The organism is uncultured Methylovirgula sp. (genome assembly GCF_947646745.1).
Taxonomy (GTDB): Bacteria; Pseudomonadota; Alphaproteobacteria; order Rhizobiales; family Beijerinckiaceae; genus Methylovirgula.
In genome coordinates this window covers 29,365-55,090 of the sequence record NZ_CANSHK010000005.1, presented here as the reverse complement: position 1 = coordinate 55,090, position 25,726 = coordinate 29,365, and the positions used below count along the sequence as shown (strand labels likewise).

At 63.3% G+C, this 25,726-nt stretch carries 29 protein-coding genes; 16 read left to right on the top strand and 13 right to left on the bottom strand.

The features are described 5' to 3' along the window. Nucleotide 1: 1 nt before the first annotated feature. On the bottom strand, nt 2-952 hold the full coding sequence (fabD, locus tag Q0025_RS02580) for an ACP S-malonyltransferase (RefSeq protein WP_297295723.1): 951 nt from the start codon (nt 950-952) through the stop codon (nt 2-4). A gap of 156 nt (nt 953-1,108) precedes the next feature. Between fabD and Q0025_RS02575 the strand changes: the two genes are divergently transcribed. Together Q0025_RS02575 and Q0025_RS02570 are read left to right on the top strand one after the other, a co-directional pair. Further along, nucleotides 1,109-1,525: a hypothetical protein gene (locus Q0025_RS02575; RefSeq protein WP_297295790.1), complete on the top strand. Its 417-nt coding sequence runs from the start codon at nt 1,109-1,111 to the stop codon at nt 1,523-1,525. A 132-nt stretch (nt 1,526-1,657) separates the two neighbouring features. After that, nucleotides 1,658-1,906: a PsiF family protein gene (locus Q0025_RS02570; protein ID WP_297295721.1), complete on the top strand. Its 249-nt coding sequence runs from the start codon at nt 1,658-1,660 to the stop codon at nt 1,904-1,906. Between the two features lie 87 nt (nt 1,907-1,993). Here the strand turns inward: Q0025_RS02570 and Q0025_RS02565 are convergent, their stop codons facing one another. Then, entirely contained in the window at nt 1,994-2,320 is a 327-nt protein-coding gene (locus Q0025_RS02565; RefSeq protein ID WP_297295719.1) for a hypothetical protein, read from the bottom strand. A 316-nt stretch (nt 2,321-2,636) separates the two neighbouring features. Here Q0025_RS02565 and rpsF point away from each other — a divergent pair, with 316 nt between their 5' ends. The 9 genes from rpsF to Q0025_RS02520 all read left to right on the top strand — a co-directional run bounded on the left by rpsF (nt 2,637) and on the right by Q0025_RS02520 (nt 11,643). Beyond that, a complete protein-coding gene (rpsF, locus tag Q0025_RS02560) occupies nt 2,637-3,086 on the top strand; it encodes a 30S ribosomal protein S6 (RefSeq protein ID WP_297295717.1) in 450 nt (149 codons plus the stop codon). After that, entirely contained in the window at nt 3,086-3,331 is a 246-nt protein-coding gene (rpsR, locus tag Q0025_RS02555; protein ID WP_297295715.1) for a 30S ribosomal protein S18, read from the top strand. Before rpsF ends, rpsR begins: the two co-directional genes overlap by 1 nt. A gap of 86 nt (nt 3,332-3,417) precedes the next feature. Then, nucleotides 3,418-4,476, top strand: coding sequence for a hypothetical protein (locus Q0025_RS02550; protein WP_297295713.1), 1,059 nt, complete (start codon nt 3,418-3,420; stop codon nt 4,474-4,476). 17 nt (nt 4,477-4,493) lie between these two features. Further along, nucleotides 4,494-5,057, top strand: a complete 564-nt coding sequence (rplI, locus tag Q0025_RS02545; protein ID WP_297295711.1) for a 50S ribosomal protein L9 — start codon at nt 4,494-4,496, stop codon at nt 5,055-5,057. A 233-nt stretch (nt 5,058-5,290) separates the two neighbouring features. Further along, nucleotides 5,291-6,781, top strand: a complete 1,491-nt coding sequence (locus Q0025_RS02540; protein WP_297295788.1) for a replicative DNA helicase — start codon at nt 5,291-5,293, stop codon at nt 6,779-6,781. 110 nt (nt 6,782-6,891) lie between these two features. Continuing rightward, nucleotides 6,892-8,292 carry a DNA repair protein RadA gene (radA, locus tag Q0025_RS02535; RefSeq protein ID WP_297295709.1) on the top strand — a complete coding sequence of 467 codons (1,401 nt, stop codon included), beginning with the start codon at nt 6,892-6,894 and terminating at the stop codon, nt 8,290-8,292. Between the two features lie 55 nt (nt 8,293-8,347). After that, on the top strand, nt 8,348-9,031 hold the full coding sequence (locus tag Q0025_RS02530; RefSeq protein ID WP_297295708.1) for a CvpA family protein: 684 nt from the start codon (nt 8,348-8,350) through the stop codon (nt 9,029-9,031). Between the two features lie 228 nt (nt 9,032-9,259). After that, a complete protein-coding gene (purF, locus tag Q0025_RS02525) occupies nt 9,260-10,750 on the top strand; it encodes an amidophosphoribosyltransferase (RefSeq protein WP_297295706.1) in 1,491 nt (496 codons plus the stop codon). 170 nt (nt 10,751-10,920) lie between these two features. Beyond that, entirely contained in the window at nt 10,921-11,643 is a 723-nt protein-coding gene (locus tag Q0025_RS02520) for an SDR family NAD(P)-dependent oxidoreductase (RefSeq protein WP_297295786.1), read from the top strand. On the opposite strand, the gene Q0025_RS02515 is transcribed toward Q0025_RS02520, so the two are convergent. Continuing rightward, on the bottom strand, nt 11,592-12,029 hold the full coding sequence (locus Q0025_RS02515; protein WP_297295704.1) for a hypothetical protein: 438 nt from the start codon (nt 12,027-12,029) through the stop codon (nt 11,592-11,594). The two genes, Q0025_RS02520 and Q0025_RS02515, sit on opposite strands and share 52 nt — an antisense overlap. A 250-nt stretch (nt 12,030-12,279) precedes the next feature. On the opposite strand from Q0025_RS02515, the gene phaC reads away from it, so the two are divergent. Further along, nucleotides 12,280-14,115, top strand: a complete 1,836-nt coding sequence (phaC, locus tag Q0025_RS02510) for a class I poly(R)-hydroxyalkanoic acid synthase (protein ID WP_297295702.1) — start codon at nt 12,280-12,282, stop codon at nt 14,113-14,115. A gap of 9 nt (nt 14,116-14,124) precedes the next feature. Here phaC and Q0025_RS02505 read toward each other — a convergent pair whose 3' ends face one another. Both Q0025_RS02505 and Q0025_RS02500 read right to left on the bottom strand, forming a co-directional pair. Beyond that, nucleotides 14,125-14,601, bottom strand: coding sequence for a hypothetical protein (locus Q0025_RS02505; RefSeq protein ID WP_297295701.1), 477 nt, complete (start codon nt 14,599-14,601; stop codon nt 14,125-14,127). 72 nt (nt 14,602-14,673) lie between these two features. Further along, on the bottom strand, nt 14,674-15,498 hold the full coding sequence (locus tag Q0025_RS02500; RefSeq protein ID WP_297295699.1) for an alpha/beta hydrolase: 825 nt from the start codon (nt 15,496-15,498) through the stop codon (nt 14,674-14,676). Between the two features lie 168 nt (nt 15,499-15,666). Between Q0025_RS02500 and Q0025_RS02495 the strand changes: the two genes are divergently transcribed. After that, entirely contained in the window at nt 15,667-16,524 is an 858-nt protein-coding gene (locus tag Q0025_RS02495) for a fumarylacetoacetate hydrolase family protein (protein ID WP_297295697.1), read from the top strand. A 4-nt stretch (nt 16,525-16,528) separates the two neighbouring features. Here Q0025_RS02495 and Q0025_RS02490 read toward each other — a convergent pair whose 3' ends face one another. The 5 genes from Q0025_RS02490 to rplM all read right to left on the bottom strand — a co-directional run bounded on the left by Q0025_RS02490 (nt 16,529) and on the right by rplM (nt 20,263). Next, on the bottom strand, nt 16,529-17,104 hold the full coding sequence (locus Q0025_RS02490) for a YbhB/YbcL family Raf kinase inhibitor-like protein (protein ID WP_297295695.1): 576 nt from the start codon (nt 17,102-17,104) through the stop codon (nt 16,529-16,531). Then, nucleotides 17,088-18,206, bottom strand: a complete 1,119-nt coding sequence (locus tag Q0025_RS02485; RefSeq protein ID WP_297295693.1) for an AbrB family transcriptional regulator — start codon at nt 18,204-18,206, stop codon at nt 17,088-17,090. Before Q0025_RS02485 ends, Q0025_RS02490 begins: the two co-directional genes overlap by 17 nt. 110 nt (nt 18,207-18,316) lie before the next feature. Then, nucleotides 18,317-19,237, bottom strand: coding sequence for an N-acetyl-gamma-glutamyl-phosphate reductase (gene argC, locus Q0025_RS02480; RefSeq protein WP_297295691.1), 921 nt, complete (start codon nt 19,235-19,237; stop codon nt 18,317-18,319). Between the two features lie 73 nt (nt 19,238-19,310). Beyond that, entirely contained in the window at nt 19,311-19,790 is a 480-nt protein-coding gene (gene rpsI / locus Q0025_RS02475) for a 30S ribosomal protein S9 (RefSeq protein ID WP_297295689.1), read from the bottom strand. A 2-nt stretch (nt 19,791-19,792) separates the two neighbouring features. Beyond that, a complete protein-coding gene (rplM, locus tag Q0025_RS02470) occupies nt 19,793-20,263 on the bottom strand; it encodes a 50S ribosomal protein L13 (protein WP_297295687.1) in 471 nt (156 codons plus the stop codon). Nucleotides 20,264-20,445: 182 nt separating this feature from the next. On the opposite strand from rplM, the gene Q0025_RS02465 reads away from it, so the two are divergent. After that, on the top strand, nt 20,446-20,886 hold the full coding sequence (locus Q0025_RS02465) for a CoA-binding protein (RefSeq protein ID WP_297295685.1): 441 nt from the start codon (nt 20,446-20,448) through the stop codon (nt 20,884-20,886). Here the strand turns inward: Q0025_RS02465 and Q0025_RS02460 are convergent. Next, nucleotides 20,883-21,962 carry a COX15/CtaA family protein gene (locus tag Q0025_RS02460; protein ID WP_297295683.1) on the bottom strand — a complete coding sequence of 360 codons (1,080 nt, stop codon included), beginning with the start codon at nt 21,960-21,962 and terminating at the stop codon, nt 20,883-20,885. The two genes, Q0025_RS02465 and Q0025_RS02460, sit on opposite strands and share 4 nt — an antisense overlap. A 27-nt stretch (nt 21,963-21,989) precedes the next feature. Between Q0025_RS02460 and Q0025_RS02455 the strand changes: the two genes are divergently transcribed. Beyond that, a complete protein-coding gene (locus tag Q0025_RS02455) occupies nt 21,990-22,193 on the top strand; it encodes a DUF2842 domain-containing protein (protein WP_297295681.1) in 204 nt (67 codons plus the stop codon). Nucleotides 22,194-22,206: 13 nt separating this feature from the next. On the opposite strand, the gene Q0025_RS02450 is transcribed toward Q0025_RS02455, so the two are convergent. Both Q0025_RS02450 and Q0025_RS02445 read right to left on the bottom strand, forming a co-directional pair. After that, a complete protein-coding gene (locus Q0025_RS02450; protein ID WP_297295679.1) occupies nt 22,207-23,148 on the bottom strand; it encodes a glycosyltransferase in 942 nt (313 codons plus the stop codon). Between the two features lie 173 nt (nt 23,149-23,321). Then, nucleotides 23,322-24,248 carry a polysaccharide deacetylase family protein gene (locus tag Q0025_RS02445; protein WP_297295677.1) on the bottom strand — a complete coding sequence of 309 codons (927 nt, stop codon included), beginning with the start codon at nt 24,246-24,248 and terminating at the stop codon, nt 23,322-23,324. Between the two features lie 200 nt (nt 24,249-24,448). Between Q0025_RS02445 and Q0025_RS02440 the strand changes: the two genes are divergently transcribed. Further along, the gene (locus Q0025_RS02440) at nt 24,449-25,720 is read left to right on the top strand and encodes a GNAT family N-acetyltransferase (RefSeq protein WP_297295675.1); all 1,272 of its coding nucleotides are present in this window, start codon (nt 24,449-24,451) and stop codon (nt 25,718-25,720) included. Nucleotides 25,721-25,726 lie beyond the last annotated feature (6 nt).

Here is a 25,726-nt window from a genome sequence, read left to right as displayed (position 1 = left end):
TTCATGCGGGGATGGATTGATAGGCGGTGATTTCGTCGGGCGTGCCAATCGCAAATCCTTGCGCTTCGGCGACGATGCGCTTCAGCAGCCCGGTCAGGACTTTGCCGGCGCCAAGCTCGATAAAAACATTGGCGCCATGCGCGGCCATGTAGACGACGCACTCGCGCCAGCGCACCGTGCCCGTGACCTGCTCGACGAGGCGTTGACGAATGTCCTGCGGGTCGGTGAGCGGCGCCGCCAGGACATTGGCGACGAGCGGCACCTTCGGCGGCGCGATCGCCACCTCGGACAAGGCGGCCGCCATAGCCTCGGCAGCAGGCTGCATCAACGGACAATGAAACGGCGCTGAAACGGCGAGCGGCACGGCGCGCCGCACGCCGTTGCCTTTGGCGATCTCGATCGCCGCGTCGACAGCGACCTTGGCGCCGGAAATCACCACCTGGCCGCCGCCATTGTCATTCGCCACGGCACAGACCGCGCCGGTCTCGTTCGCGGCAGCCTGCGCAACGGCTCGGGCACCGTCGAGATCAAGGCCGATCAGCGCCGCCATCGCTCCGGCGCCGACCGGCACCGCCTGTTGCATGGCCTCGCCGCGTTTGCGCAGCAGGCGCGCCGCGTCCGTCACCGAGAGCGAGCCAGCCGCGGCCAGAGCCGAATATTCGCCGAGCGAATGGCCGGCGACAAAGGCAGCATCGACGACAAGGTCGAGGCCGGCTTCCGCTTCCAGCACGCGCAGGACCGCAAGGCTCGTCGCCATCAGCGCCGGCTGCGCATTGGCGGTCAAAGTCAGCTCGGCCTCGGGCCCCTCGAACATCAAAACCGAAAGCCTTTGCTGCAAGGCTTCGTCCACTTCGGCAAAAACGTCCCGTGCCGGGGCAAAATTTTCGGCCAGGGCCTTGCCCATGCCGACCGTCTGCGATCCCTGCCCCGGAAAGACAAATGCCTTGGCCATGCGCGCGTTTCATCCTCTGCTTCGGGGCTGCGACTCGCATTGCCGGCGCGGCGCTGTCAAGTTTCCCGCGAAGATCGGGCAACCGCTCAATTTCTGTTGCCTCGGCGCTGCGACGCGGCATGATGCCGAATCTGCGGCGCATTGCTGCACGGAGAGATCATGGACATTCCAGGCAAGGCCTGCGGCACGTGCAACATGTGCTGCAAAGTGCTCGAAATCGAAGAAATCAAAAAGCCGGCGGGACCCTATTGCCCGAATTGCAATGTCGGCGCGGGCTGCGCCATCTATGCCACGCGCCCGACGGTCTGCCGGGATTACGAATGCCTGTGGAAGGGCGATCGCGGCATGAGCGTTCAAATGCGGCCGGATCGCATCGGCACCATCCTCATGGAGGATGAGGATTCCGAGGAATATCGCGCCGTCTGCGATCCCGAGAAGCCCTTTGCATGGCGCAATCCGCTGGTCTTCAAACATCTGGTCGCCATCGCCAAGACCGGCCGCGTCGTCGTCGCCAAAGCCGGGCTTAAGTCCTGGCGCATTCGCGAGACCGGCGAATGGGGGCCGTGCATCTAAGCGCAAGCAGCGCCGCGGGCGTATCGATTACGCCAGCCGCGCGCCTGCAATTTCATGATGCGTTCATTTGCGAAGGTGGATTCTCCGCCTCCCGATCCGTGGCGAAAAATGCCACTCAACGAGGAGGTTCGCGTGAAAAAGATTTCCATGCTGGCGCTTTGCGCCGCGTTGGCCGGTTTCGGCGTGTCGCCGGTTCTGGCGCAAAGTTCCGGCTCTTCGGCATCGACGACAATGACGGCAAAGCCGGCGCATACGGCGAAATCGCTCGAATGCTCGAAGGAAGCCGACGCCAAGGGCCTGCATGGCAAGGCGCGCAAGAAGTTCCGCTCCGCCTGCAAGCACGGCAAAATGGCGCCCGCGGGCAGCATGGACAAGAATTGATCGATCCTGGCGGCGGCCAAGCGCCGCCGCGTCAATATTTGGAGCGGGATCGAGCGAAAATAGCGAACTGCGTTTTCGCGTCCCGCTCTAGTGCCGAATCGTGCTGTCGATCATCACCGCGCCGGCGGCGTGGATGCTGAACGCGGGCCCACCGTTCGGCTTGAAGGGGCGCGGCGCGCCATCCGCCTGCGGTTTTTGCGAACGGATTACCCGGGCAAGGCCATTGGCCGGCGGGGCCGTCACCGCAGCCTCGTAAGGCTTGAGTTTGGTCAGCCCATAGGCGTCCTGAGCCAGAGACGGGCCGGCGGCGAGGCCGCAGGACAGCCCGCCAAGGCCAAGAGCCAGAAACGACGCGACGGATTTCCTCGGACGGGCCATTGCGCGAACATACCGGCGCGCGAAAATGCCGGCCATCGCTTTTGGCAGGGGCCCGGCGCAAGATTTCTTGATTTCAGCGCAATTCTCCGTATAAAGCCCGCTTCCCGCGGGCATGGGCTCGCGGCCAGCGGCCTCGGCCGGGGGCTGAACGGAAGACGTATCGCACATCGTGCCGAAAAGCTGCAAAGCTCCGGGCCGAATGCAAAAAGCGATATGGTGAATTCTCGAAATTGAATTCTTCGAATTGAATTCTCGAAAATTTCGCCTTCCCGTGTCTCCGCCTTCGTTCATTCGAGCCTTTCCGAGGGCTCGAAGGGCTTTGCGCCGACCGCACAACAGGAAAGGCAAGATCATGGCTCTTTACGAGCATGTATTTCTTGCTCGCCAGGACGCCTCGCCGCAACAGGTCGAGGCTTTGGCCGAGCAATTCAAGGGCGTCATCGAGGCGCACGGCGGCAAAGTCGAGAAGACTGAATATTGGGGCGTGAAATCCGTCGCCTACCGGATCAAGAAGAACCGCAAGGCGCATTTCACGCTGCTCAACATCGACGCGCCGCCGGCCGCGCTGACCGAGGTTGAGCGTCAGGAAAGCATCAATGAAGACGTGCTGCGCTTCCTGACGGTTCGCGTCGAGGAACTGGAAGCAGGCCCCTCCGCCATGCTGCGCAAGCGCGATGACGACGACCGAGGCGAGCGTGGCGACCGCGGCGACCGCGGTGGCCGTGGCCCCCGGCCGGATCGCGGTGATCGTGGCCCGCGCCGGCCACGCGACGAAGCCGGCCTTGATGAGGGAGCTCTGTGATGACGACCGCTGCGACGCCAGCCCGGCGCCCCTTCTTCCGCCGCCGCAAGACCTGCCCGTTCTCCGGCCCCAACGCGCCGAAGATCGACTACAAGGACACGCGGCTGCTCTCGCGCTATATCTCCGAGCGCGGCAAGATCGTTCCCTCGCGCATCACCGCTGTTTCGGCCAAGAAGCAGCGCGAATTGGCGAAGGCAATCAAGCGGGCGCGGTTCCTCGGGCTTCTGCCCTACGTGATCCGCTAATCTTTCGACGCAAAAAGCCGCCGGCAGAGCCCGGCGGCTCGGCTGGGACGATCAATCCCTAACCGCGCAGGCGGGACAGCTCGACGATGGCCACGAAGCAAGCGCAAACACCCGATATTCGCGGCGGCATCGCCTTTGGCAGCGGTCTGGCGGCAACCTTGTTGCTGCTGGCCGCCTTCCAGGGCTCGGTGCCGGCGATGATGCTCGCCTATCTGTCGCCGCTGCCGCTGATGATCGCAACGATCGGCTTCGGCCACGTCACCGGGCTCGGCGCGGTGCTCGCCGCCTTCATCACGCTCGTCGCCTTGCTGGTCGCCGCCAATCCGCAGGACCTCAGCCCTTCGGCTTTCCTCGATGCGGGCTTCGAAGGCCTGGTTTTCGTCGTTTGCGAAGCGCTGCCGTCGTGGTGGCTGGCGCGGATCGCGGCCCTTTCGCCGAGTGCGCCGGTCCTGCCCTTTCTCGCTGCGTCGGCGGCCAGCGGCAAAGACAGCAAGGCGGGCTCGCGGCTCGGTCTTGTGATCGTCACTGCGGCGGCTTTCGCCTTTCTCCTGGCAGCCGGCACGCTGGCCGTGATGGCATTTGAGGGCGAGAACTTTGCCGCGCTTGCCGACAAGATGGCAGCGAACATCAAGCCGGTGCTCACGCAGCAGGCCGGCGTCGATCTGCTGCATGCGCGCCAGATCGATGCCTTCGCACACGCTCTGGCGACGGCCCTGCCCGCCGTCGCGGCGGGGGTGATTTTCCTGGCTTTTTTGGTCGATCTCTGGCTCGCCGCTCGGGTCGTGCTGATCTCGCAACGGCTGCAGGTGCCGTGGCCAAATATCGCCCGCGAATTCCGCCTGCCGCGGCTGTTGGCGCTGGCCTTCTTTGCTGCGGTCGGCCTGATCTATCTCGGCGGCACCGTCGGTCTCATCGCCAGTCTTGCGGCGAGCGTCCTCGGCGTCGCCTTCGCGCTGCAGGGACTCGCGGTCGTCCATGTCGCGACGCTTGGTCTGCGTTTTCGCGCCAATCTGCTCTTTCTCGTCTACCTCGTCGTGGTGCCGCTGGCGCCGTGGTCGCTTCTCCCTTTCACCCTGCTCGGCTTGCTCGAAGCCGGCTTTTCCCTGCGCGACCGGAAAGCTCCCGTCGCCGTTTCCCCGCAATGAACTGAAGGAATTTTCTCATGGATGTCATTCTCCTCCAACGTATCGCCAAGCTCGGCCAGATGGGCGACACCGTGCGCGTCAAAAACGGTTATGCGCGCAACTTCCTGCTGCCGACCGGCAAGGCGCTACGCGCCACCGAGGCCAACAAAAAGCGCTTCCAGGACCAGAAGGTCGAGCTCGAAGCCCGCAATCTTCAGCTCAAGAGCGAGGCGGCGGGCGTCGCCGAAAAGCTCGACGGCCAAAGCTTCGTCATCGTCCGCCAGGCGGGCGAAACGGGCCAGCTCTACGGCTCGGTTTCGGCGCGCGACATTGCCGACGCGGTGACCGCTGGCGGTTTCAAGGTCGGCCGCGAGCAGATCGAGCTCGTTGCACCGATCAAGACGCTTGGTCTGCACCCGGTGCCGGTGCATCTGCATCCCGAAGTCGAGGCGAAAATCACCGTCAATGTCGCCCGCACGCCGGAAGAAGCGGAACGCCAGGCCAAGGGCGAAATGATCACGGTCGTCGAGGAAGCATCGATCCAGGATCTCGGCCTCGAAGTCGGCGCGGCGCTGGCCGAAGCCGGCGGCGACGAGGGCTAAATCCCGTCAAGTCCAATTCGGCACGGCCCGCGCCGCCAAAGCGCGGGCTTTCGCCCAAATCGCGCGCCGGATCAAAGCCCTTCCGGCGAATGGCGACCGCGGCGAAATCTTCGCCCCGGTGTGGATTATGAGCATAGCGGGCGAAGGCCAGGTCGCATAAAAATTTAGCTGCGCCGGGCATGGGCCGCGTGCAAAAACAGGCGTCCGATTTTCCCGATTCGCTCATCCGGACTATGGCCGCCAACCTCTCGACCGCTCTCGCCACCACCCCGCACAGCGATCCCGCCTATCGCGTGCCGCCGCATAATATCGAGGCGGAGCAGGCGCTGCTCGGCGCCATCCTGGTCAACAATGACGCCTTCGACCGCGTCTCGGATTTCCTCAAGCCGCAAGATTTCGCCGAGGAATTGCACCGGCGCATTTTCGATGTGGCCTCGCAACTGATCCGTGCCGGCAAGCTTGCGACGCCGATCACGCTGAAGACATTTTTGGGTGAGCACGATCTCGGCGGAATCAGCATTGCGCAATATCTCGCCCGCCTCGCCGCCGAGGCGACGACGGTCATCAATGCCGCCGATTATGGCCGCACCGTGCATGATCTCGCCGTCCGGCGCGAACTGATCCTGATCGGTGAGGAGATCGTCAACACCGCCTTCGATGCGCCGATCAATGCGATGCCGCGCGACCATATCGAAGAGGCCGAGCGCAAGCTTTATGCGATCGCCGAGGCCGGCCGCTACGACGGCGGTTTCCAGCGCTTTTCCGACACGCTCGCCATCGCCGTCGATATGGCGGCAAAAGCCTGGGAGCGCGACGGGCGGCTGTCGGGCCTCGCCACCGGCTTCTACGAATTGGACAACAAGCTCGGCGGCCTGCAGGCCTCCGACCTCATCATCATCGCCGGCCGGCCGGGCATGGGCAAGACCGCCTTCGCCACCAATATCGGCTTCAACATCGCCAAAGCCTACCAATCCGAAGTGCGGCCGGACGGGACGCATGCGACGACCAACGGCGGCATCGTCGGCTTCTTCTCGCTCGAAATGTCGGCCGAGCAATTGGCGACCCGTATCATCGCCGAACAGGCAGCCGTGCCGTCGCACAAGATCCGTCGCGGCGACATCACCGAGGCGGAATTCCACCGCGTCGCGCAGGCGGCGCGCGACATGCAAAGCGTGCCCTTCTATATCGACCAGACCGGCGGCATTTCGATCGCCCAGCTTGCGGCGCGGGCGCGGCGGCTGAAGCGCCAACGCGGCCTCGATCTGCTCGTCGTCGATTATCTGCAATTGCTCTCGGGCTCGAAGGCGCGCAGCGACAGCCGCGTGCAGGAACTGACGGAGATCACGACCAATCTCAAAGCGCTCGCCAAGGAGTTGAACGTGCCAATCCTGGCGCTGTCGCAGCTGTCGCGCCAGGTCGAGTCGCGCGACGACAAGCGGCCGCAGCTTTCGGACCTGCGCGAATCCGGTTCGATCGAACAGGACGCCGACGTCGTGATGTTCGTCTATCGTGAGGAATATTATCTCAAGAACAAGCAGCCGCGCGAAGGCACGGAGGAGTTCTTGACCTGGCAGGCGCAGATGGAGGATGCCTTCGGCAAGGCGGAAGTCATCATCGGCAAGCAGCGCCACGGGCCGACCGGCACGGTCGAGCTCGCCTTCGAGGCGGAGATGACGCGCTTCGCCAATCTCGCGCATGAGGAGGATTTGCCGGCGCGGATTTGAGTCCGTCGCGCCGACGTCATTGCGAGCGGAGCGAAGCAATCCAATTTATTTCCGGATTGCTTCGTCGCTTAAGCTCCTCGCAATGACGGCAACCGTACATTGGAGCACAAGTGGCGAAGTCGAGAACAACTTTCGTCTGCCAAAGCTGCGGCGCGGTCGCGCCGCGCTGGCAAGGGCGCTGCGATTCCTGCGGCGCCTGGAACTCGATGATCGAAGAGACCTCGGGCGTCGCCACACCGCCGGCGCTCGCCGGCGGCAAGGGCCGCGTCTTTGCCCTTTCCGATCTCGGCGGCGCCAGTGAACCGGCACCGCGCATCACGACGGGGATCAGCGAATTCGATCGCGTCACCGGCGGCGGCTTCGTGCCGGGTTCGGTGCTGCTGCTCGGCGGCGAACCGGGCATCGGCAAATCGACCTTGCTGATCCAGGTCTGCGGCGCGCTCGCCGCGCAGGGCCTGGGCGTCGTCTATATTTCCGGCGAAGAGGCGCTCGATCAGGTGCGGCTGCGCGCCGAGCGCCTCGGCCTCGCGCAAGCGCCGGTCGCCTTCGCGGCGGAAACCAAAGTCGAGGACATCGTCGTCACGTTGCGGCAGAGCCGGCCGCCTGCCCTGCTCGTCATCGATTCGATCCAGACGATGTGGACCGATGCGGTCGAATCGGTTCCGGGCACAGTCACGCAAGTGCGCGGCGCCGCGCAGGCGCTGATCCGCTACGCGAAGACCACCGGCGCCGCCGTCATTCTCGTCGGCCATGTCACCAAGGACGGCCAGATCGCCGGCCCGCGCGTCGTCGAGCATATGGTCGATGCGGTGATTTCCTTCGAAGGCGAAGGCGGCCGCGATTTCCGCATTTTGCGAGCGCTCAAGAATCGCTTCGGCGCGGCGCATGAGATCGGCGTCTTCGAAATGACGGGACGCGGCCTCGCCGAGGTCGTCAATCCGTCGGCTCTGTTTCTGTCCGGCCATGCCGAAGCGACGCCCGGCACCGCCGTCTTCGCCGGGCTTGAGGGCACGCGGCCGCTGCTGACCGAAATTCAGGCGCTGGTTGCGCCGAGTCCGCTGGGCATGCCGCGTCGCGCCGTCGTCGGCTGGGATCAGAACCGGCTCGCCATGATCATCGCCGTGCTCGAAGCCCGCGCCGGACTGCGGCTTGGCCAGCATGACGTCTATCTCAATGTCGCGGGTGGCCTGCGCATTGCCGAGCCTGCCGCCGACCTAGCCGCCGCCGCGGCGCTCGTCTCGTCGCTGACCGGACAAAGCCTGCCGCCGCATTGCGTCTTCTTCGGTGAGATCGGCCTCTCCGGCGCGATTCGTCCGGTTGCCCATGCGGCGACGCGGTTGAAGGAAGCGGCCAAGCTCGGCTTTACGCAGGCGATCGTGCCGCCCGCGCAGGAGAGCAGCGCCGCCGACGCTATGCTGTTGAAAAGCTGCGCCGAAGCGGCCGATCTCGTTGCCTTTATCGCGGCACCAAGACCACAACAGGCGCGGCGCAGAGAACCGACCGCAGGGTGACGCGGGACGCGTGCTTCGCTATAAGCGGGGCCAGTCGGGCGCGCATGAGGCCATAATGCCATCTTATCTCGATCTCGGCGTCATCGCCATCATCCTGATCTCGGCAGTTCTCGCCATGGTCCGCGGCTTCACCCGCGAAGTGCTGGCGATTGCCTCTTGGGGTGCGGCGGCGGTGGCGGCCATCTACTTCCATCCGTTGGTGCTGCCCTACGTAAAGCCCTACATCAGCAAGGACACGGTGGCGCTCGCCGCAGCCGCCGCGCTGGTTTTTTTCGCGACGCTCATCATCGTCTCGATCATCACCGTCAAAGTCTCCGACGCCATCCTCGATTCGAAGGTCGGCCCGCTCGACCGCTCGCTCGGCTTCGTCTTCGGCGCGCTGCGCGGGCTTTTGCTCTGTGTCATCGCCTTTGCCTTCTTCAATTGGCTGGTGCCGGAAAAAGCGCAGCCCGTCTGGGTCAAGGACGCCAAGATGAAGCCGCTGCTCCAATCGACCGGCGAAGAGCTGATGGCGATGCTGCCCGACGATCCGGAGGGGCTGCTCAACAAGCTGAAGAAGGCGAAGCCCGCGAGCGAAGAGCCGGTGCCGGACAGCGACGCGCCGCTTTCGCCGAACCCGGCGCCGGGCGCCCCAGCTCCGGCCCCCGCGCCCCCCGGTTCGCCGCCCCCGGCGGCAGGAGGCGGCACCGCCCCTGCGACACCATCGCCCACACCACCGGCACAACAGAACAAAATCTAAGGAATTGCCGCGTTATAGATTGTTCCGCAAGGAACTTCAGATCAGGACCGCGGCTTAGAGGCCAGCAAAGCGTTGACGATATCTGGGTTTAAGCGTCGTTCTTCGCTCAAAATTATTGGTATTTGGCGGCGTCCATATTATGTGATTGCCGTGACAATCCAATGAATCGTCTGCGACGACGCAAGTCGGTCCGCTGCGAAACGCGGGGCAGGTCCAATGGATGCGGCGATGGAAGGTCTGACCGGAACGGTAGAGGCAGAGGCGGAATGTTTTCCGCTTCTCGATCTTGAAGCCGACCGGCTTCGCGAGGAATGCGGCGTCTTCGGCATCTTTGGCCACCCCGCCGCGGCGGCGATCACCGCGCTCGGCCTACACGCCCTGCAGCACCGCGGCCAGGAAGCCGCCGGCATCGTCAGCTTCGATGGTCACAGGTTCAATTCCGAACGCCGGCTCGGCCTTGTCGGCGAACATTTCTCCAAAGCCTCGACGATCGAACGCCTGCCCGGCAAGCGGGCCATCGGCCATGTGCGCTATTCGACGACCGGCGAAACCATCCTGCGCAATGTCCAGCCGCTGTTTTCCGAGATTAGTTCCGGCGGCTTCGCCGTCGCGCATAACGGCAATCTGACCAACGGCCTGACGCTGCGCCGCAATCTCGTCAACGACGGCGCGATCTTTCAATCGACGAGCGACACCGAAGCGATCCTTCACCTCGTCGCCCGCAGCCGCCGCCCGCGACTGATCGAGCGGTTCATCGAGGCGCTGCGGCAGATCGAAGGCGCCTATTCGCTGGTCTGCCTCTCGAACAAAAAGCTGATCGGCGCGCGCGATCCGCTCGGCATCCGCCCGCTGGTGCTGGGCGAACTCGACGGCTGCTATATTCTCGCCTCGGAAACCTGCGCGCTCGATATCATCGGAGCGCGCTTCATCCGCGACATTGAGAATGGCGAGATCGTCGTCATCTCCGAGAATGGGATCGAGAGCCTTCATCCCTTTCCCAAACGGCCGATGCGGCCCTGCATCTTCGAATATATCTATTTCGCCCGGCCGGATTCGATCGTCCACGGCCGCTCCGTCTATGAAGTGCGCAAGGCCATGGGCAAAGAGCTCGCGCGCGAGACGGCGCTCGATGCCGATGTCATCGTGCCGGTGCCGGATTCGGGCGTGCCTGCGGCGCTCGGCTTCTCGCAAGAGTCCGGCATTCCGTTCGAACTCGGCATCATCCGTAATCATTATATCGGCCGCACGTTCATTCAGCCGACGCAATCGATCCGCGAACTTGGCGTACGCCTGAAGCACAGCGCCAACCGCGCGGCGATCGCCGGCAAGAAGATCGTCTTGATCGATGATTCCATTGTCCGCGGGACGACCTCGGTGAAGATCGTCCAGATGATGCGCGAGGCCGGCGCGCGCGAAGTCCATTTCCGCATTTCTTCGCCGCCGATTACCCATCCCGATTATTACGGCATCGACACACCAGAACGCGACAAACTGCTCGCCGCGACCCATTCGCTCGAGGAAATGCGCGATTATATCGGCTGTGATTCGCTTGCCTTCCTGTCGGTCGACGGGCTTTACCGCGCCATGGGCGAAGCGGGCCGCGATTCGGCACGGCCGCAATTCACCGACCATTGCTTCACCGGCGATTATCCGACCAATCTCACCGATGTCGCCGGCGAGACCAAATCGCAGCTCTCGCTGCTGGCGGAAGTCGGCTAGACCGCCTCGATCTTAACCGGTGACTCATGGCTGAGCCCGATCCTTTCGCCCGGCCGTCGGCGCCCACTAATTCTGGATCCAACGTGGGCGATACTCATCGTTTTGAGCGGGATTTTCGCGAAAAACCGGATTCCACTTTTTCGCCTCCCGCTCTATCCGGCCGCGTCGCGCTGGTCACCGGCGCATCGCGCGGCATTGGCCATGCCATAGCCCTCGAACTGGCGCGCGCCGGCGCCCATGTCATCGCCCTCGCCCGCACCCAGGGTGCCCTGGAAGAGCTCGACGATGCCATCCGCGCCGAGCGCAGCGAAGCGACGCTGGTCCCGTGCGACATCACCGATTTCGAAGCGCTCGACCGTCTCGGGGCTGCCATCTACGATCGTTGGAAAAAGCTCGATATTTTCGTCGGCAATGCCGGCGATCTCGGCGCCGTCACGCCGCTCGCTCATCTCGATCCGAAAACCTGGGACCAGGCCATCGCGGTCAATCTCACCGCGAATTGGCGGCTGATCCGCGCGCTCGATGCGCCGCTGCGCGCCGCCGAAGCCGGCCGCGTCCTGTTTATCACGTCGGGCGTGGCGCATCTTGCCGAATACCGGCCCTATTGGGGCGCTTATGCCGTCTCGAAAGCCGGCCTCGATGCTCTGGCGCGCACCTACGCGGCGGAAACGGCAACGACCTCGAACGTCAGGGTCATGCTTGCCAACCCAGGGCCGTTGCGCACCCGTATGCGGGCCAAGGCCATGCCCGGCGAAGACCCGCTGTCGCTCAAGACGCCGGCGGATTTCGCCCCGAAGCTTATTCAGTTCCTCGTCCCGTCCTGGACGCAGACCGGCAAGCTTTACGACTTTCCGAGCGACCGCGTGCTGAGCTTCGGCGCCCCGCGGACGTAGGATCCCTGGAGTTTGGGCTTTTTTGGCCGTTTCTGGGCCTGAAAATGCCGCGTCTTGAAGCCCGCGGCGGCTTCATTATGGGCGCCGGCATTTTCGAGCTGATCTTCCATCTGCTGAAGTTCGGTGGTGGTGCGCAGCGGCGGACGCTTCGGCTCGGTTCCGCTGGTCGGCGTATAGTTCAGCGTGTCGGTCGAGGGCCGGGCCTCTCGTACGAAGGGCGCCATTTGCGGCGGATCGACCCAGAATTTCGAATGCATGATGACATCGAGCGGCGTGCCGCCGCCATAGGGCTGCGGCGGCGGCTTGGGCGCCGGATGGGGGGGCCGATTGTCCGGTATGCTTTCCGGCGAATTGTCTTGCGCCAGCGCCGGCGTCAGCAGAAACACCCCGCAAAGAGCCAGCGCGCGCCCTATTTGAAAAGCCGTCCGCGAAGTCCACATCTCTCTGCGTGTCCGACCTGTTGCGCGGTTGTCGCCCGTCCCCGTCCGCCCTATTCCCTAACCTCGGAATAAAGCCCTATCATGGCGCGGTGAGAGCGTGGTTAAAACGGCAGCGGTCAAGGGACGGCGGGCGCGCAGCCCGAGCCAGAAGCGGGCGCCCAGTGGGTCGCAGCGAGCCGCCGGGAGGAAAGCGTCGTTGAGTGAGGCCGTGTTACCGCCGGAATTGGCCAAGCCCGCCGCCGCGCCGGAGCCAGTCGTTCCCGACGCGCCGAAGCTCGATTTCACCCGTCTCTCGCAGAACCTCGCCGTCTTGATCGAGCAAGGCGGACGCGTTCTCTCGACCCTGCTGCAGCCGCAGCCCGATCGTTCCGCCGGCAGCTTTTCCGAGAGTGTTGCCGACGCGGTCCAAGCCTTCGGCCGCATCGCTGAATATTGGCTCTCAGATCCCACGCGCGCGCTCGAAGCGCGGACCTCTTTGTCCGAGCATTTTCTATCGCTTTGGGCGCAGACGTTGCGCCGCCTTTCGGGGGAAGCCGTCGCGCCGATTGTGCCCGTCGAGCCGGGCGACAAGCGCTTTGCCGCGCCGCAATGGCATCAAAGCCCGCTGTTCGATTTTCTGCGCCAGGCACATGCGATTGCGACGCACTGGGTCGAGGACCTCGTGAGCCGCACCGAAACCGACCCGATGACCAAGCTGAAGGCGGAGTTCTACCTGCGCCAGCTTTCGAGCGCCTTGTCGCCGGCCAATTTCGTCGCCACCAACCCGGAGCTGCTGCAGGAGACGCTGGCGTCAAGCGGCGACAATCTTGTCCGCGGCATCGCCAATCTCTCAGCCGACATCCAAGCGGGCAATGGCGCGCTGCGCATCCGGCAGAGCGATTCCTCGAAATTCGTGCTCGGCGTCAATATGGCGGCGACCCCAGGCAAGGTGATCATCCGCAATGATCTGATGGAATTGATCCAATATACGCCGACGACGGAAAAAGTGTTCAAGCGGCCGCTTTTGATCGTCCCGCCGTGGATCAATAAATATTATATCCTCGACCTGAACCCCGACAAAAGCTTCGTCCGCTATGCGGTCGAACAGGGCCACACCGTCTTCCTCATCTCCTGGGTCAATCCCGACGCACGCCACCGCGACAAGGATTTCGAGGCCTATATCGACGAGAGCATCATGACGGTGCTCGACGTCATCGCCGAAGTCACCGGCGAGACCGAAGTCAATGCGCTCGGCTATTGCGTCGGCGGCACGCTGCTGGCGATCGCGCTCGCCTCTATGGCACGCAAGAACGATCGCCGCATCGCCAGCGCGACCTTTTTGACGACGCAGACGGATTTTGCCGACGCCGGCGATCTGCGCGTCTTCATCGACGAGGCGCAGATCAGCGCCCTCGAAGAGAGCATGGCCGAGAAAGGCTATCTCGAAGGCGCCAAGATGGCGAATGTCTTCAACATGCTACGGCCGAACGATCTGATCTGGTCCTTCGTCGTCAACAATTACATCCGCGGCCAGTCGCCGATGCCGTTCGATCTCCTGACCTGGAATTCCGATGCGACGCGGATGACGGCGGCCTGCCATTCCTTCTATCTGCGCAATTGCTACCTCGAGAACAAACTGAGCCGCGGCCGGCTGAAAATCCGCGGCGTGCCGGTCAATCTGCGCGACATCAAAATCCCGGTCTACAGCCTGGCGACGCGCGAAGACCATATCGCGCCGGCAAGCTCGGTTTTCGCCGGGATGAAATTGTTCGGCGGCGATGTGCGCTTCGTCGTCGCCGGCTCCGGCCACATCGCTGGCGTCATCAATCCGGCGCGCAAGCCCAAATATCAATATTGGACCGGTGGCCCGCTGACGGCCGATTACGACGACTGGCTGCAAGCAGCAAAAGAGCATCCGGGAAGCTGGTGGCTCGATTGGGCCGCGTGGATGGCCGCGCAAGCGCCGGAGAAAGTCGCCGCGCGTGAGCCGGGCGGCGACAAGCTCATGCCGCTCTGCGACGCGCCGGGCACTTATGTGCGGGTGAAGGCCTAAAAACCAAAGTCAAGAAACGCGGGCGCGAACTGCCTGCGCGAGCGCATCGAGCTTGAGGGCTGCGGTGCTGGAGCCGACTTCGCGCGCACTGAAGTGTGCTGTCGCGACCGGCGCGTGTCCTGTCAGCCTTTCGACTTCCTCCGCCACTGCAGCGAAGCGAAGGCCGCTCCCCGAGACATAAAGAAGAGCGCACCGGCGCAATCCCGATCGCGAAAGATAGGCGCGGATCGGCGCTGAAAGACCGCCCACCCAAATCGGCGTCGCGATAATCACAAAGTCATAGTCGGCAGGATTATGCCGGTAGCTGATTTCCGGATTATGCCGGCGCAGCGAATGCCAAATCCCGCGCCAATATCCAACAACACCTCCATAGTTCGTCGCCGATTTCACCGTCTCGAAATCGGCCTCCAATCGTTCCGCGAGCTGGCGCGCCAATTGCGCGGTCGCGCCGCTTCGCGAAAAACAAACCACCAGAAATGTCGTCATGCCGGCGCTCCGCCGGGTCTTATTTATCCAGGCAGAGCGCAGCGCCTTGATCTGGCGCAAGCCAAGACCAGCCTACGCCTTCAGGAACGCCAAAAGATCGGCATTGATCGTTTCCGCCTGCGTCGTCGGCATGCCGTGCGGAAAGCCCTGATAGGTCTTCAGCGTTCCATTCCTGAGCAGCTTCGCTGACAATGGCCCGGCGTCGGCATAGGGAACGATCTGATCGTCTTCGCTATGCATGACCAACACCGGAATGCTGATCGTCTTGAGGTCCTCGCTGAAATCGGTCTGCGAGAAAGCGACGATGCCGTCGTAATGCGCCTTGGCGCCGCCCATCATGCCTTGGCGCCACCAATTGGCGATGACGGCTTCGACCGGTTTCACGCCGGGCCGGTTATAGCCATAGAAAGGCCCTTCCGGCAGATCGCGATAGAATTTTGAGCGATTGGCGGCGAGCTGCGCCTGCAAGTCATCGAAAACGGCTTTCGGCAGACCGCCGGGATTCGCCTCCGTTTTCATCATCAGGGGCGCCACGGCGCAGAGCAGCGCTGCCTTGACGGCGCGGCTTTCACCGTGGCGCGCAAGATAGCGCACCACTTCGCCGCCGCCAGTCGAATGGCCGACATGAATGGCATCCTTCAGATCGAGATGCGCGACTACGGCGGCAAGGTCATCGGCATAATGATCCATGTCATGGCCCTCGCCCGTCTGGCTCGACCGGCCGTGGCCGCGGCGGTCGTGGGCGATGACCCGGTAGCCGTGATTGAGGAAGAACAGCATCTGCGCATCCCAATCATCCGCCGACAATGGCCAGCCATGGCTGAAGACGATCGGCTGGCCCCTGCCCCAATCCTTGTAGAAAATCTGCACGCCATCCCTGGTGGTGATCGTATTCATGCGCTCTACTCCGAACTTGCTGGGCTTTCCCGGCTTCCAGGCGAGTATCGCGTGCGCCTTTGACATTTTCTATCAAGTTCGCCCGTTCCAGCACGCGTTCGGCGGCCTCGACGGCCCGCTCCGGGCGGTCTATGGAACAACAGACCGGAATCATTGGGGGAAACAGGAATGAAACTCGTCCGTTACGGCGCGCCAGGCAAAGAAAAGCCCGGCCTCATCGATGAAGACGGCAAGATCCGTGACGTGAGCGCCATCGTGCCGGACTTCGCCGGCGATTATCTTGGCGACAAATTTCTCGAGAAGCTCGCCCGCACGCGCCTGTCGCGTCTTCCGCTGGTGCGCGGGCGCCCGCGGCTCGGCGCGCCGATCGCCCGGCCCGGCAATTTTATTGGCATCGGATTGAACTACGCCGATCACGCCGCCGAAGCCGGCGCGCCGATCCCGAAGGAGCCGATCGTTTTCTTCAAGGCGGCGAATTCGATCTGCGGACCGCATGATCCAATCATCCAGCCGAAAGGCAGCGAGAAGCTCGATTGGGAAGTCGAGCTTGCGATCGTCATCGGCGCGCGCGCCCATTACATCGGCGAGCGCGCGGCGCTCGATCATGTTGCCGGCTATTGCCTCGCCAATGATGTGTCCGAACGCGGCTTTCAGATCGATCGCGGCGGCGGCCAATGGGGCAAGGGCAAGGGCGCGCCGACGTTCGGACCGCTCGGGCCGTGGCTTGTGACCCGCGACGAGATTCCGAACCCGCAGCGCATCGCTCTCTGGCTCGACGTCAATGGCGAGCGGCGGCAGACCGGCAATACCAAGACGATGATCTTCAATGTCCGCAAGCTCGTCTCTTATCTCTCGCATTTCTTCGTACTGGAGCCGGGCGATGTCATCGTCACCGGCACGCCGCCCGGCGTCGGCATGGGTATGAAGCCCCCCGTCTGGTTGAAGCCCGGCGATGTCGTGACATTGGGCGGCGACGGGCTTGGCGAACAGCGCGCCGAAGTCATCGCCTGGCGGCGGGGTTTGTGAGGGCTTACGGTCGCTCGTAAGTGCCGACGAGAACGCCGCGCGCGAGCAGCATGTCGGCCATGCCGGCGAGCACCAGATCGAGCTTCGGCAGCGCGGGCAACGCGAGGCCGCGGTTCAGCGCGAAAATCTGGAACACGTAGCGATGCGGCCCGTGTCCGGAGATCGGCCGCGGCCCGGCATAGCCCGTGCGCCCGAACGTGCCGCGCACAAAGGCGAGCGGCGGCCCGGCGGTCGCCGCAAGCGCGCCTTCGGCCAATCCGGTCCAGCCGATCGGAATGCCGGCGACCGCGAGGTGCGTCACCGGCCGCGGCAGCGGCGCATCCGGATCCTGCATGATGAGGACGAGTTCGCGCGTCGCCGCCGGCAGATTGCTCCAGCCGAGCGGCGGCGAAATATTGTCGCCCGCCCCTGGGCCGGCGTAGCGTTTCGGCATCGGACCGCCGCCGATAAAGGCGGAACTTGTCAGCGCAATGGTCATCGGCGCGGCTGAGAAGCGCGGATCGGCAAAGGCAAGGTGTTTTTCGCCGGCGCGGATGCCGCGCAGCCAAGTCCCCAGCGTATGCTCAAGCTTTGGATTCATGCCCTTTCCCCGCCAATCCGGTGCGCTCGGCGACGAACCGCGCAAGGCGCGGACCGATAAGCAGGACGATAACGACACGCGCCGTCTGCAGTGCCATCACAAACGGGACATCGACCTTGCTCGATGCGGCGATGATGGCAACGGAATCGGCGCCGCCCGGACTGGTCGCGAGATAGGCCGTCAGCGGATCGACATGCGCCGCCTTTGAAAGAATAAATCCGAACAAAGCGCAGATGGCGATCAGAGCGAAAATGGACAGCAGGATGCGCGGCAGCGCCCGCGCTGCATAGACGAGAGTCGGGCGGGTGAAACGCAAGCCGATGCTCCAGCCGACGACCGCATAGCTGATGGCGAGCAGCCAGGGCGGCAGCTCGAGCGTCATCAGATGCCGACCATTGAGGACGGCGCCGAGCACGAGCGGCAGGAGCAGCGAGCCGGCGGGGATGCGTAATTTGGGCGCGATCAGCGCGCCGCCGAAAGCGAGCAGCAGCGTCTCGGCGAACGGCCACGGCGCGAGCGGGGGGAACCATTCGACCGGCGGCGGACGGCCGCCGCCATTCGCCCACAGCGCTGCGACGATTGCGGCGGTCGAGGCGACGCAGACGACGCGCAGATATTGCATCAGCGCGACGAGGCGGATGTCGGCGCCATAGGCCTCGGCCATGAGCGCCATCACCGTGGCGGCGCCGGGGAACGAGCCCCAGAGCGCGGTCGACCCGGGCAGCACACGCCGCACGGCAAGAAGCCAGCCGAGCGCGGCGCTTGCGGCAATCACCACGAGGACGGCGATGATGAAAAGAAGCCACTCGGAACGGATCTCACCGAGGATCGACGGTTTTAGCGCCCGCGCCACGAGGCAGCCGACAAGGCCCTGGGCGAGGACGAAGGCAAGCGGCGGCACGCGGATCGAGCCTTCTTGGGCGGCGACGAGAACCGCCCCGACCATCGCACCGAGCATCAGCGCCGCCGGCAGATGCACGCTCTGCAACAGCGCGACCGCGATGAGCGATGCGAGAACGAGGACGAACCATTGAACGGCCGGGGCCCGCCCGGCGAGCAACGGGATGCGGATGCGTCGGGAGCGCAAGGGATTTTGCTTCATGCGCATGGTCTAGCATATGCAAAGGAAAACTACAAAGTTTTCCTTTGCATATGCGCAGAGAGTTCCACACCCCGTCAGGGAGCACAAGGCACCTCTCTTTGATCCTTGGCCTATTCGTCCAGCCCGAGCATCAGCCGCAGGTTCTGGACCGCCGCACCCGAGGCGCCCTTGCCCAAATTGTCGAGCTTGGCGACGAGCACGGCTTGTCGCCGTGCCGGATTGGCGAAGACGCGCAATTCGAGATCATTGCTGCCGTTGAGCGATTCCGGCTCGAGCGTGGTCTCGCCGTCCGGCCGCAGCACGCGAATATTGGCGGCCTCGGCATAATGCGCGGCAAGCGCGGCGCCCAATTCCTCCGCCTCCGGCTTTTCCGGCAATTCGTCGAGAAACAGCGGGATCGAGACGAGCATGCCTTGCGCGAAATTGCCGACGCTTGGCACGAAGATCGGCCGCCGCGTCAGCCCACCGTAAGCCATGATCTCCGGCACGTGTTTGTGTTCGAGCTCCAGCGCATAAAGCTCGAAATGCGGCGCGCGGCCGGCTTCGAAATCGGCGATCATCGTCTTGCCGCCGCCGGAATAGCCGGAAACGGCATTGATCGAGAGCGGAATATCGGCCGGGATCAGGCCGGCATCGACGAGCGGCCGCAGCAGCGCGACGGCGCCCGTCGCATAGCAGCCGGGATTGGCGACGCGTTGGGCGCCGCGGATCTTGTCGCCCTGCTCCGGCGTGAGTTCCGGAAAGCCATAGACCCAGCCGGGCGCAACCCGGTGTGCCGTCGAAGCATCGAGAACGCGCGGCGCCGCATTGCCGAGCGTAGCGATGAGCGCGACGCTTTCCTCCGCCGCGGCATTCGGGAGGCAGAGAATGGCGAGATCGACGCTGCGCAGAATATCGGCCTTGGCCGCCGGATTCTTGCGCTCTTGCGGCGGCAGTTCGACGAGAACGACGCCGGGCACGGCTTCGAGCCGCGCCTGGATGCCCAGGCCCGTCGTGCCGGATTGCCCGTCGATAAAGACGCGTGCGTTCATGCTCGCAGCCTCGAAAGAAACCCCAAAGCTCTATGCGGCCGCCAGATGGCAGCCGCATGAAGCCGTAAGATAATCAGCGTTTCGAGAACTGGAAGCTGCGGCGGGCTTTCTTCTTGCCGTATTTCTTGCGCTCGACGGCGCGCGAATCGCGCGTCAGGAAGCCTTCGTGCTTCAGCACCGGACGCAGATCGGGCTCGTAATGGGTCAGCGCCTTGGCAAGGCCGTGACGCACCGCGCCCGCTTGACCCGAGAGGCCGCCGCCGGCGACGCTCACAGTCACGTCATACTGGCCATTGCGCTTGGCGACGCCAAGCGGCTGCTGCAGGATCATCCGCAGCACCGGCCGGGCGAAATAGACTTCGAGCGGCCGGTCATTGACCGTCACCTTGCCGGTGCCGGGCTTGATCCAGACGCGCGCGACGGCATCCTTGCGCTTGCCGGTAGCGTAGGCGCGGCCCTGCTTATCGAGCTTCTGCACATAGATGGGCGCGGCGGGTTGCGCCTCGACATTCGCTGCCGCCAAATCCTGCAGCGAGGAAAGGGTCTCCGCCATTGTCAGGCGCTCCTTGCATTCTTGCGATTGAGGCTGGCGACGTCGAGCGTCACCGGGTTCTGCGCCGCGTGCGGATGCTCCGCGCCTTTATAGACGCGCAGATTGCCGAGCTGCTTGCGGCCGAGCGGGCCACGCGGAAGCATGCGCTCCACCGCCTTCTCGATGACGCGCTCGGGAAAGCGGCCCTGAAGGATGAACTTCGCCGAACGCTCTTTGATGCCGCCCTGGAAGCCGGTGTAATGGTGATAGACCTTGTCATCGTATTTGCGGCCAGTGAAGACCACTTTCTCCGCATTGATGACAATGATGTTGTCGCCGTCGTCGATATGCGGCGTAAAGCTCGCCTTGTGCTTGCCGCGCAGCCGGAGCGCGATGAGCGTGGCCAGCCGGCCGACGACGAGGCCCTTGGCGTCGATCAAAATCCAGTTTTTCTGGACATCGGCCGTCTTGGTCGAATGGGTTTTGCCGAACATATTAGACTCGTTTGATGGGGCAGAGCGGGACGCGAAAAAGTGGATACCCGGTTTTTCGCGAAAATCCCGCTCTCGACGATTAGAATTGCCGAAGCCGGTGCTTCTACGCGGCGAAGCTCAGTTCGTCAATTGGAATAGCGCCGAAATTGACGAAAAAACAATCCTCTTGATAATGTGGTAATATGATACCTCATAACGCCGTCGCCGACGATGACATCCGTGCCATTCTCCGGAGCGTGCGCACGATCGCGCTCGTCGGCCTCTCCGCCAATCCAGGACGCGATTCTCATGTCGTCTTTGGTTTTCTGTTGAGGCACGGCTATCGCGCGGTTGGCGTCAATCCGGGGCTCGCCGGGCAGACGATCCATGACGCGCCGGTCTATGGCCGCCTCGCCGACGTGCCGTTCGCCATCGACATGGTCGATATTTTCCGCAATTCCCAGGCGGCCGGCAGCGTGGTGGATGAGGCGCTGGCGCTGCGGCCGCGACCGAAGGTGATCTGGATGCAGCTCGGCGTGGTCAATGACGCAGCCGCGGCTAAGGCGAACGCGGCGGGCATCACGGCCGTGATGGACCGTTGCCCCAAGATCGAGATCACGCGGCTTTCGCTGCCACCGGTTTAGGGGCGCGCCGAAGCCTTGTCTTTGCCGGCCGCCAAGCCTTGCAGATAACGCACGCTGGCCAGCAGCACGAGCATCGCAAAAGCCTGATGCACGAGGCCCGCCCAAAGCGGCACGACCAGCAACAGCGTGACGATGCCGAGCCCTGCCTGCAGCGTGACGAGGCCGGCGAAATGGGTCGTCCGCTTCGCCGCCCGGCTGCCGGGCGCGGCGCGCACGGTCACGATCGCTTGAACGACGGCAAGTGCCAGCAAAGTATAGGCGACCATGCGGTGCTGGAACTGCACCGTTGCGATATTATCGACGAAATTGCGCCACCAAGGGGAAAGCAGCATCACCACGTCCGGAACGAAATGCCCGTCCATCAATGGCCAGGTATTATAGGCGCGTCCGGCGCGCAGCCCGGCCACCAGCGCCCCGAGGAATATCTGCAAAAGAGTGACGAGTACGATCGCGCCGGCAAAGCGCCGCTGCCAGCGCTCCGAGCGCATGGCATTGCCCTCCCCGAGCGAGGCCGCAATCCACACCGTCGCAGCGAAGGTGATCGACGCCAGCAGCAGGTGGATGGCAAGCCGCTCTTGCGCGACCTCGATCCGGTTGACGAGGCCGGACGAGACCATCCACCAGCCGACAAAACCCTGAAGACCGCCAAGCGCTAGAAGGCCAACGAGCTTGAACTTCAAGTCGCGCGTGAGCGAGCCGCGCCACCAAAAGAAAACAAGCGGTAGCGCCACCGCAAGGCCGATCACCCGGCCGAGTAGCCGATGACTCCATTCCCAAAAGAAAATGAACTTGAAGCCATTTAAATCGAGATTTGAGAAAATTGCCTTATATTGCGGAATTTGCTTGAATTTATCGAATTCAAGAACCCACGCAGCTTGGCTCAGCGGCGGGATGACGCCGGAGATTGGGTGCCACTCGGTAATCGACAGGCCGGACTCGGTGAGCCGCGTTGCGCCGCCAACGACGACCATGCAGAAGATCAGCGCCGCGACGCACCAGAGCCAGACCTGGATCGCGCGGCGATCGGACGGGATGGCTTTCGTTGTGGCGGAATTTGTGGAAGTGAGAACGCTCATCAGCCAATTGAAGAGTTGGAGGATTTGTTGCGCAAAAGTCAGCGCAAATTCGTCGGCAGCGTCGTAATGCTCGCCTTTGTCCTTGTCTACGCGCTAATTGTCATGGTGCTGGCGCAGGCGCCGGCAATCCAGCATGCCCCCGGCTATGTGCAGTTTTTCGCTTACGCCGTCCTCGGCCTCGCTTGGGTGATCCCGCTGATGCCGCTCATCAAATGGATGGAGCGCGACTGACGGAGCCCTCCCCCTAACCGTGCTCGACACGGGCCGCGGCGACCGGCTCGGCAGGCTCAAACTTTGCGAGCTGGTCGTAATAGCGGCTGATCAAAGGCCAGCCGAGCTTCGGCGCCAGCGAAAGCAGCAGGGACTTCGTCGCGTCGGGATCGCCGATCGACCTCACGCCATCGCATTCGATCGACAGAGAGTGAAAAGCCTCGCGCTCGTCCTCGCTGAGCGTCGGCCATAGATCCAGGGCGCAGGCAATCCGCTCGCGCACGATCCTCGTCTCCAAGGCGATCTGCGACAGTTCGCGCGGCCCATGGCTCGAATGATGGTGGCGATAGGCAATGAGCGGCTCCGGCAGATTGGCCACCATCCCGGCTTGCGCGGCCTGCCAGTTGAACCACCAGTCCGAGCACGTCTTCAAGCTGTCGTCAAACCTGAGCTTGAGCGCGCGCACCGCCGCGCCATTCAAAATCACGCTGGCGACCGAGAAACACCACCAAAAGCACAGCTGGGACATGATGGCGTCGTGATCGGCGGGATAGGTCTTGCGGCCCGAGTAATGATCGATGTCGAGCGCGCCGCTTTTCTCATGCAGCCAGAAATGCGTGTCCGAACCCGACATGACGAGCGCCGGGTTGGCGGCCATGAAGGCGACCTGTTTGGCCAGGCGGTGGCGCACGCTGACATCGTCGGCATGCGCCATCACCAGATAATCATGGCTCAGAGTGTCGAGCGCCTCGTTGATCCGGCGCGACGGACTTGTTCCCGGCGTTGAAATGATGCTGATGCGCGTGTCGCGTCTTTGCAGCGCCTTGGCGATGTCCAAAGTGGCATCGTCCGATCCGCCGTCGAGGATCAGCAGATCGAATGCCGTCAAGGACTGATCCAGAATGCTTTCGATAGCCTCCGCCAAATAGCGCTGGGCATTGAGCGTCGGCATCAAAACGGCGCACTGACTCCCCATGGTCGATTCGGTCCCGGATTGATCGTTTGAATCAGATGGGCGCGGCGCCGATCGGCGGTATTCCCTTCTTTTTTCTGGATCAGAAGAAAGAAGACGCTCATCGAAGCGATAGAAGACTTAATTATAGGGCTCAAACCGAAAGCGGGAACCGGGACAATCCGACGCTCCGCCGGCTAGGCCACCAGCCTGCCCCTGTTCCAAACCGCGAAGGGCGCGCCGGAAAGCAGGATTTCAACAAAATCGAGCGACTGCCAATGGCCATTGATCGAAAGCCGCGGGAGCGCTGTGCGGCGCGCGTCATGCGCTGGAAAGATCATGCCCGGTCGTGTCGTCACGGCACTTTTGAAGCCAAGCTCGACCGCAGCTTGAAATTCGCGCGCGCCGGCGGCGATCGGATTGCCGACCGGATAAGCAAGGTGAACGGCCGGCCGGCCGATATGCGCCTCGATCGAAGCACAGCTGTCGGCGAGCTCGCGGCGCATCTCCGCCTCGTCCAATTTACCAAGCCGCGGATGGGTAAGCGTATGCACGCCAATTGTGCAAAGCTCATGGCGGGACATCGCCTCGATACCAGCCCAGTCGAGACAGAGATTGTCGGGGATAGACCGCGCATCGATCCCCGCAGCGCGGACGAGGTCCGCAACGGTCGCAAGCAAGCGCTTTTCCGAGCCCGCGATCAGATTGGCATATAGCGTCGCGAAGGCGGCATTCTTTTCGGCCGCGCTCGCTGCCGGGAGATCGAAGCCCGCAATGCGGATATGCGGCAGACGCGCGATCGCCTCTTCAAGCTCAACCCACCAAAGCCGCGCCGTGCGCTCGGCAAAACCGGTCGTCGCATACATGGTAAACGGCGCGCTATGCTTTTCGAGAATCGGTAGAGCGAAGTCGCGCGTGTCCTTGTAGCCATCGTCGAAGGTCAAAACGGCGAAGGGCTTCTCGGCGCCCTCGCCAATCATGGTTAACGCGCGGTCGATATCAACGATCACAAAGCCGAGAGCTTTTAGCCGCACGATGACGGCATCGAGGAAACCAGGCGTAATTTCCAAAAGCCGGTTTGGGGCGAAGCCGCGCTCGGCCCAAGGACGCACCTGATGGAACATCAGAATGGCCCCTGCGCCACGCGTAAAAGGGGCCGCAAGCCGGTGCAGCCCGGTCCGCCGAAAAAAACCAAAACCCGAAGAAATTATTCGGTTTTTCAAAACGACCCCATGCCACTCCCAAGAAACCTTGTTATTCTGGCAAGATAGCGTTGACCTTTCGTTGCTAGCGTTTCGTATCAGGTTGATGTGGGGCGCGTACCTTGCCGAATGTCATTGGGTTTATTTCACCGCCTGTCGCACGTCGCCTTCCGATCGAGGAAGAGCTGACGAGCCGGGCTTTTGTCAAAGTCGAAGTCCATCGCGACATCGACGCGATTGCCGCGGATTGGGCCGAACTCGAAAGGCTCGCCCCGGCCTCTATCTACCAGACGCGCGCCTTCGTCCTGCCTTGGCTCGCAACTCTCGGCGCGGCGCGCAAGATCACGCCGTTCTTCGTCGTCGCGAGAGATTCGCTCGGTCGCGCCACGGCTCTGCTCTGCCTCGGCTTGCGCCAATTCGGCTGGTTTCGCACCGCCTCGTTTCTCGGCGATAAGGAAGCAAATTTCAACCTCGGACTGTTCCGGCCCGGGGTGAATTTTCGTGCCTCGGATTTGCGCCGCCTGCTGCGCGACGCTGCCAAAGCCGCAGGCGCTGATGCGCCGGATGTCTTCATCCTCAAAAATCAGCCTTACGACTGGAACAGAACCCAGAACCCCTTCGCGCTTCTGCCGCGCCGCCAGAGTCCAAGCTTCGCCTATGCGACGAAGCTTGCAGACGACGCTGCGGCGTTCCTCGAGACCAAACTCTCGAAAGACACACGCAAGAAGCTGCGCAAGAAGGAGGCACGGCTCGCCGAAATCGGTCAATTGGCTTTGATCACCGGCGACGACCCGGATGACGCGCGCAAGATCCTCGACGCGTTTTTTACCGATAAAATCCGGCGTTGCGAGGAAAAGTCGATCACCTCGGATCTTGCCACGCCGGCCATGCGCGCGTTCTTCGATCGTCTCAGCCGCCAGAAGACGGCGGCCGGAAAGCCTTGGCTCGAGCTCTACGGATTATCGCTCGGCGGCCGGGTCATCGCGACTTATGTCGGGGCGGCGCATTCCGGCCGCTTCAGCGCGATGGTCAATTCCTTCGACGGCGATCCCGTCATCTCGAAATCGAGCCCCGGCGATCTTCTTCTGATGAAGCTTGTGGCGGCACAATGCAGACTGGGGCGCGCGAGCTTCGATCTCGGCATCGGCGAGGGGCGGTACAAGGAAACCTATTGCGACACGACCGTTCCGCTGTTCGATCTGGTGATGCCGCTCGGGCCTAAGGGCGCCGTCCTCGCCGTGCGCCAAGCGTTTTGCTCGCGCCTCAAGCTCGCGATCAAAAAGAACCCGCAGGCTTTCGCCGCCTTTCGCAAGATCACGCATTTCGCTTCGCGCCCGCGGCTCGGCGGACTGCGCAAGGCAGAGCCGGCCCCGGCGCCCATCGTCTCGCGCTGAGTTCAA

Coding starts and splice junctions, on each gene's coding strand:
- Q0025_RS02530 (WP_297295708.1), top strand. CDS start 8,348: ATGCCATCTTATCTCGATCTCGGCGTCATCGCCATCATCCTGATCTCG.
- Q0025_RS02490 (WP_297295695.1), bottom strand. CDS start 17,104: ATGAATCCAAAGCTTGAGCATACGCTGGGGACTTGGCTGCGCGGCATC.
- Q0025_RS02485 (WP_297295693.1), bottom strand. CDS start 18,206: ATGAAGCAAAATCCCTTGCGCTCCCGACGCATCCGCATCCCGTTGCTC.
- Q0025_RS02540 (WP_297295788.1), top strand. CDS start 5,291: ATGGCCGCCAACCTCTCGACCGCTCTCGCCACCACCCCGCACAGCGAT.
- rpsR (WP_297295715.1), top strand. CDS start 3,086: ATGACGACCGCTGCGACGCCAGCCCGGCGCCCCTTCTTCCGCCGCCGC.
- Q0025_RS02500 (WP_297295699.1), bottom strand. CDS start 15,498: ATGAATACGATCACCACCAGGGATGGCGTGCAGATTTTCTACAAGGAT.
- Q0025_RS02505 (WP_297295701.1), bottom strand. CDS start 14,601: ATGACGACATTTCTGGTGGTTTGTTTTTCGCGAAGCGGCGCGACCGCG.
- Q0025_RS02460 (WP_297295683.1), bottom strand. CDS start 21,962: ATGAGCGTTCTCACTTCCACAAATTCCGCCACAACGAAAGCCATCCCG.
- Q0025_RS02565 (WP_297295719.1), bottom strand. CDS start 2,320: ATGGCCGGCATTTTCGCGCGCCGGTATGTTCGCGCAATGGCCCGTCCG.
- Q0025_RS02450 (WP_297295679.1), bottom strand. CDS start 23,148: ATGGGGAGTCAGTGCGCCGTTTTGATGCCGACGCTCAATGCCCAGCGC.
- rplI (WP_297295711.1), top strand. CDS start 4,494: ATGGATGTCATTCTCCTCCAACGTATCGCCAAGCTCGGCCAGATGGGC.
- Q0025_RS02550 (WP_297295713.1), top strand. CDS start 3,418: ATGGCCACGAAGCAAGCGCAAACACCCGATATTCGCGGCGGCATCGCC.
- rplM (WP_297295687.1), bottom strand. CDS start 20,263: ATGTTCGGCAAAACCCATTCGACCAAGACGGCCGATGTCCAGAAAAAC.
- rpsF (WP_297295717.1), top strand. CDS start 2,637: ATGGCTCTTTACGAGCATGTATTTCTTGCTCGCCAGGACGCCTCGCCG.
- Q0025_RS02465 (WP_297295685.1), top strand. CDS start 20,446: ATGATACCTCATAACGCCGTCGCCGACGATGACATCCGTGCCATTCTC.
- fabD (WP_297295723.1), bottom strand. CDS start 952: ATGGCCAAGGCATTTGTCTTTCCGGGGCAGGGATCGCAGACGGTCGGC.
- rpsI (WP_297295689.1), bottom strand. CDS start 19,790: ATGGCGGAGACCCTTTCCTCGCTGCAGGATTTGGCGGCAGCGAATGTC.
- purF (WP_297295706.1), top strand. CDS start 9,260: ATGGAAGGTCTGACCGGAACGGTAGAGGCAGAGGCGGAATGTTTTCCG.
- argC (WP_297295691.1), bottom strand. CDS start 19,237: ATGAACGCACGCGTCTTTATCGACGGGCAATCCGGCACGACGGGCCTG.
- Q0025_RS02445 (WP_297295677.1), bottom strand. CDS start 24,248: ATGTTCCATCAGGTGCGTCCTTGGGCCGAGCGCGGCTTCGCCCCAAAC.
- Q0025_RS02495 (WP_297295697.1), top strand. CDS start 15,667: ATGAAACTCGTCCGTTACGGCGCGCCAGGCAAAGAAAAGCCCGGCCTC.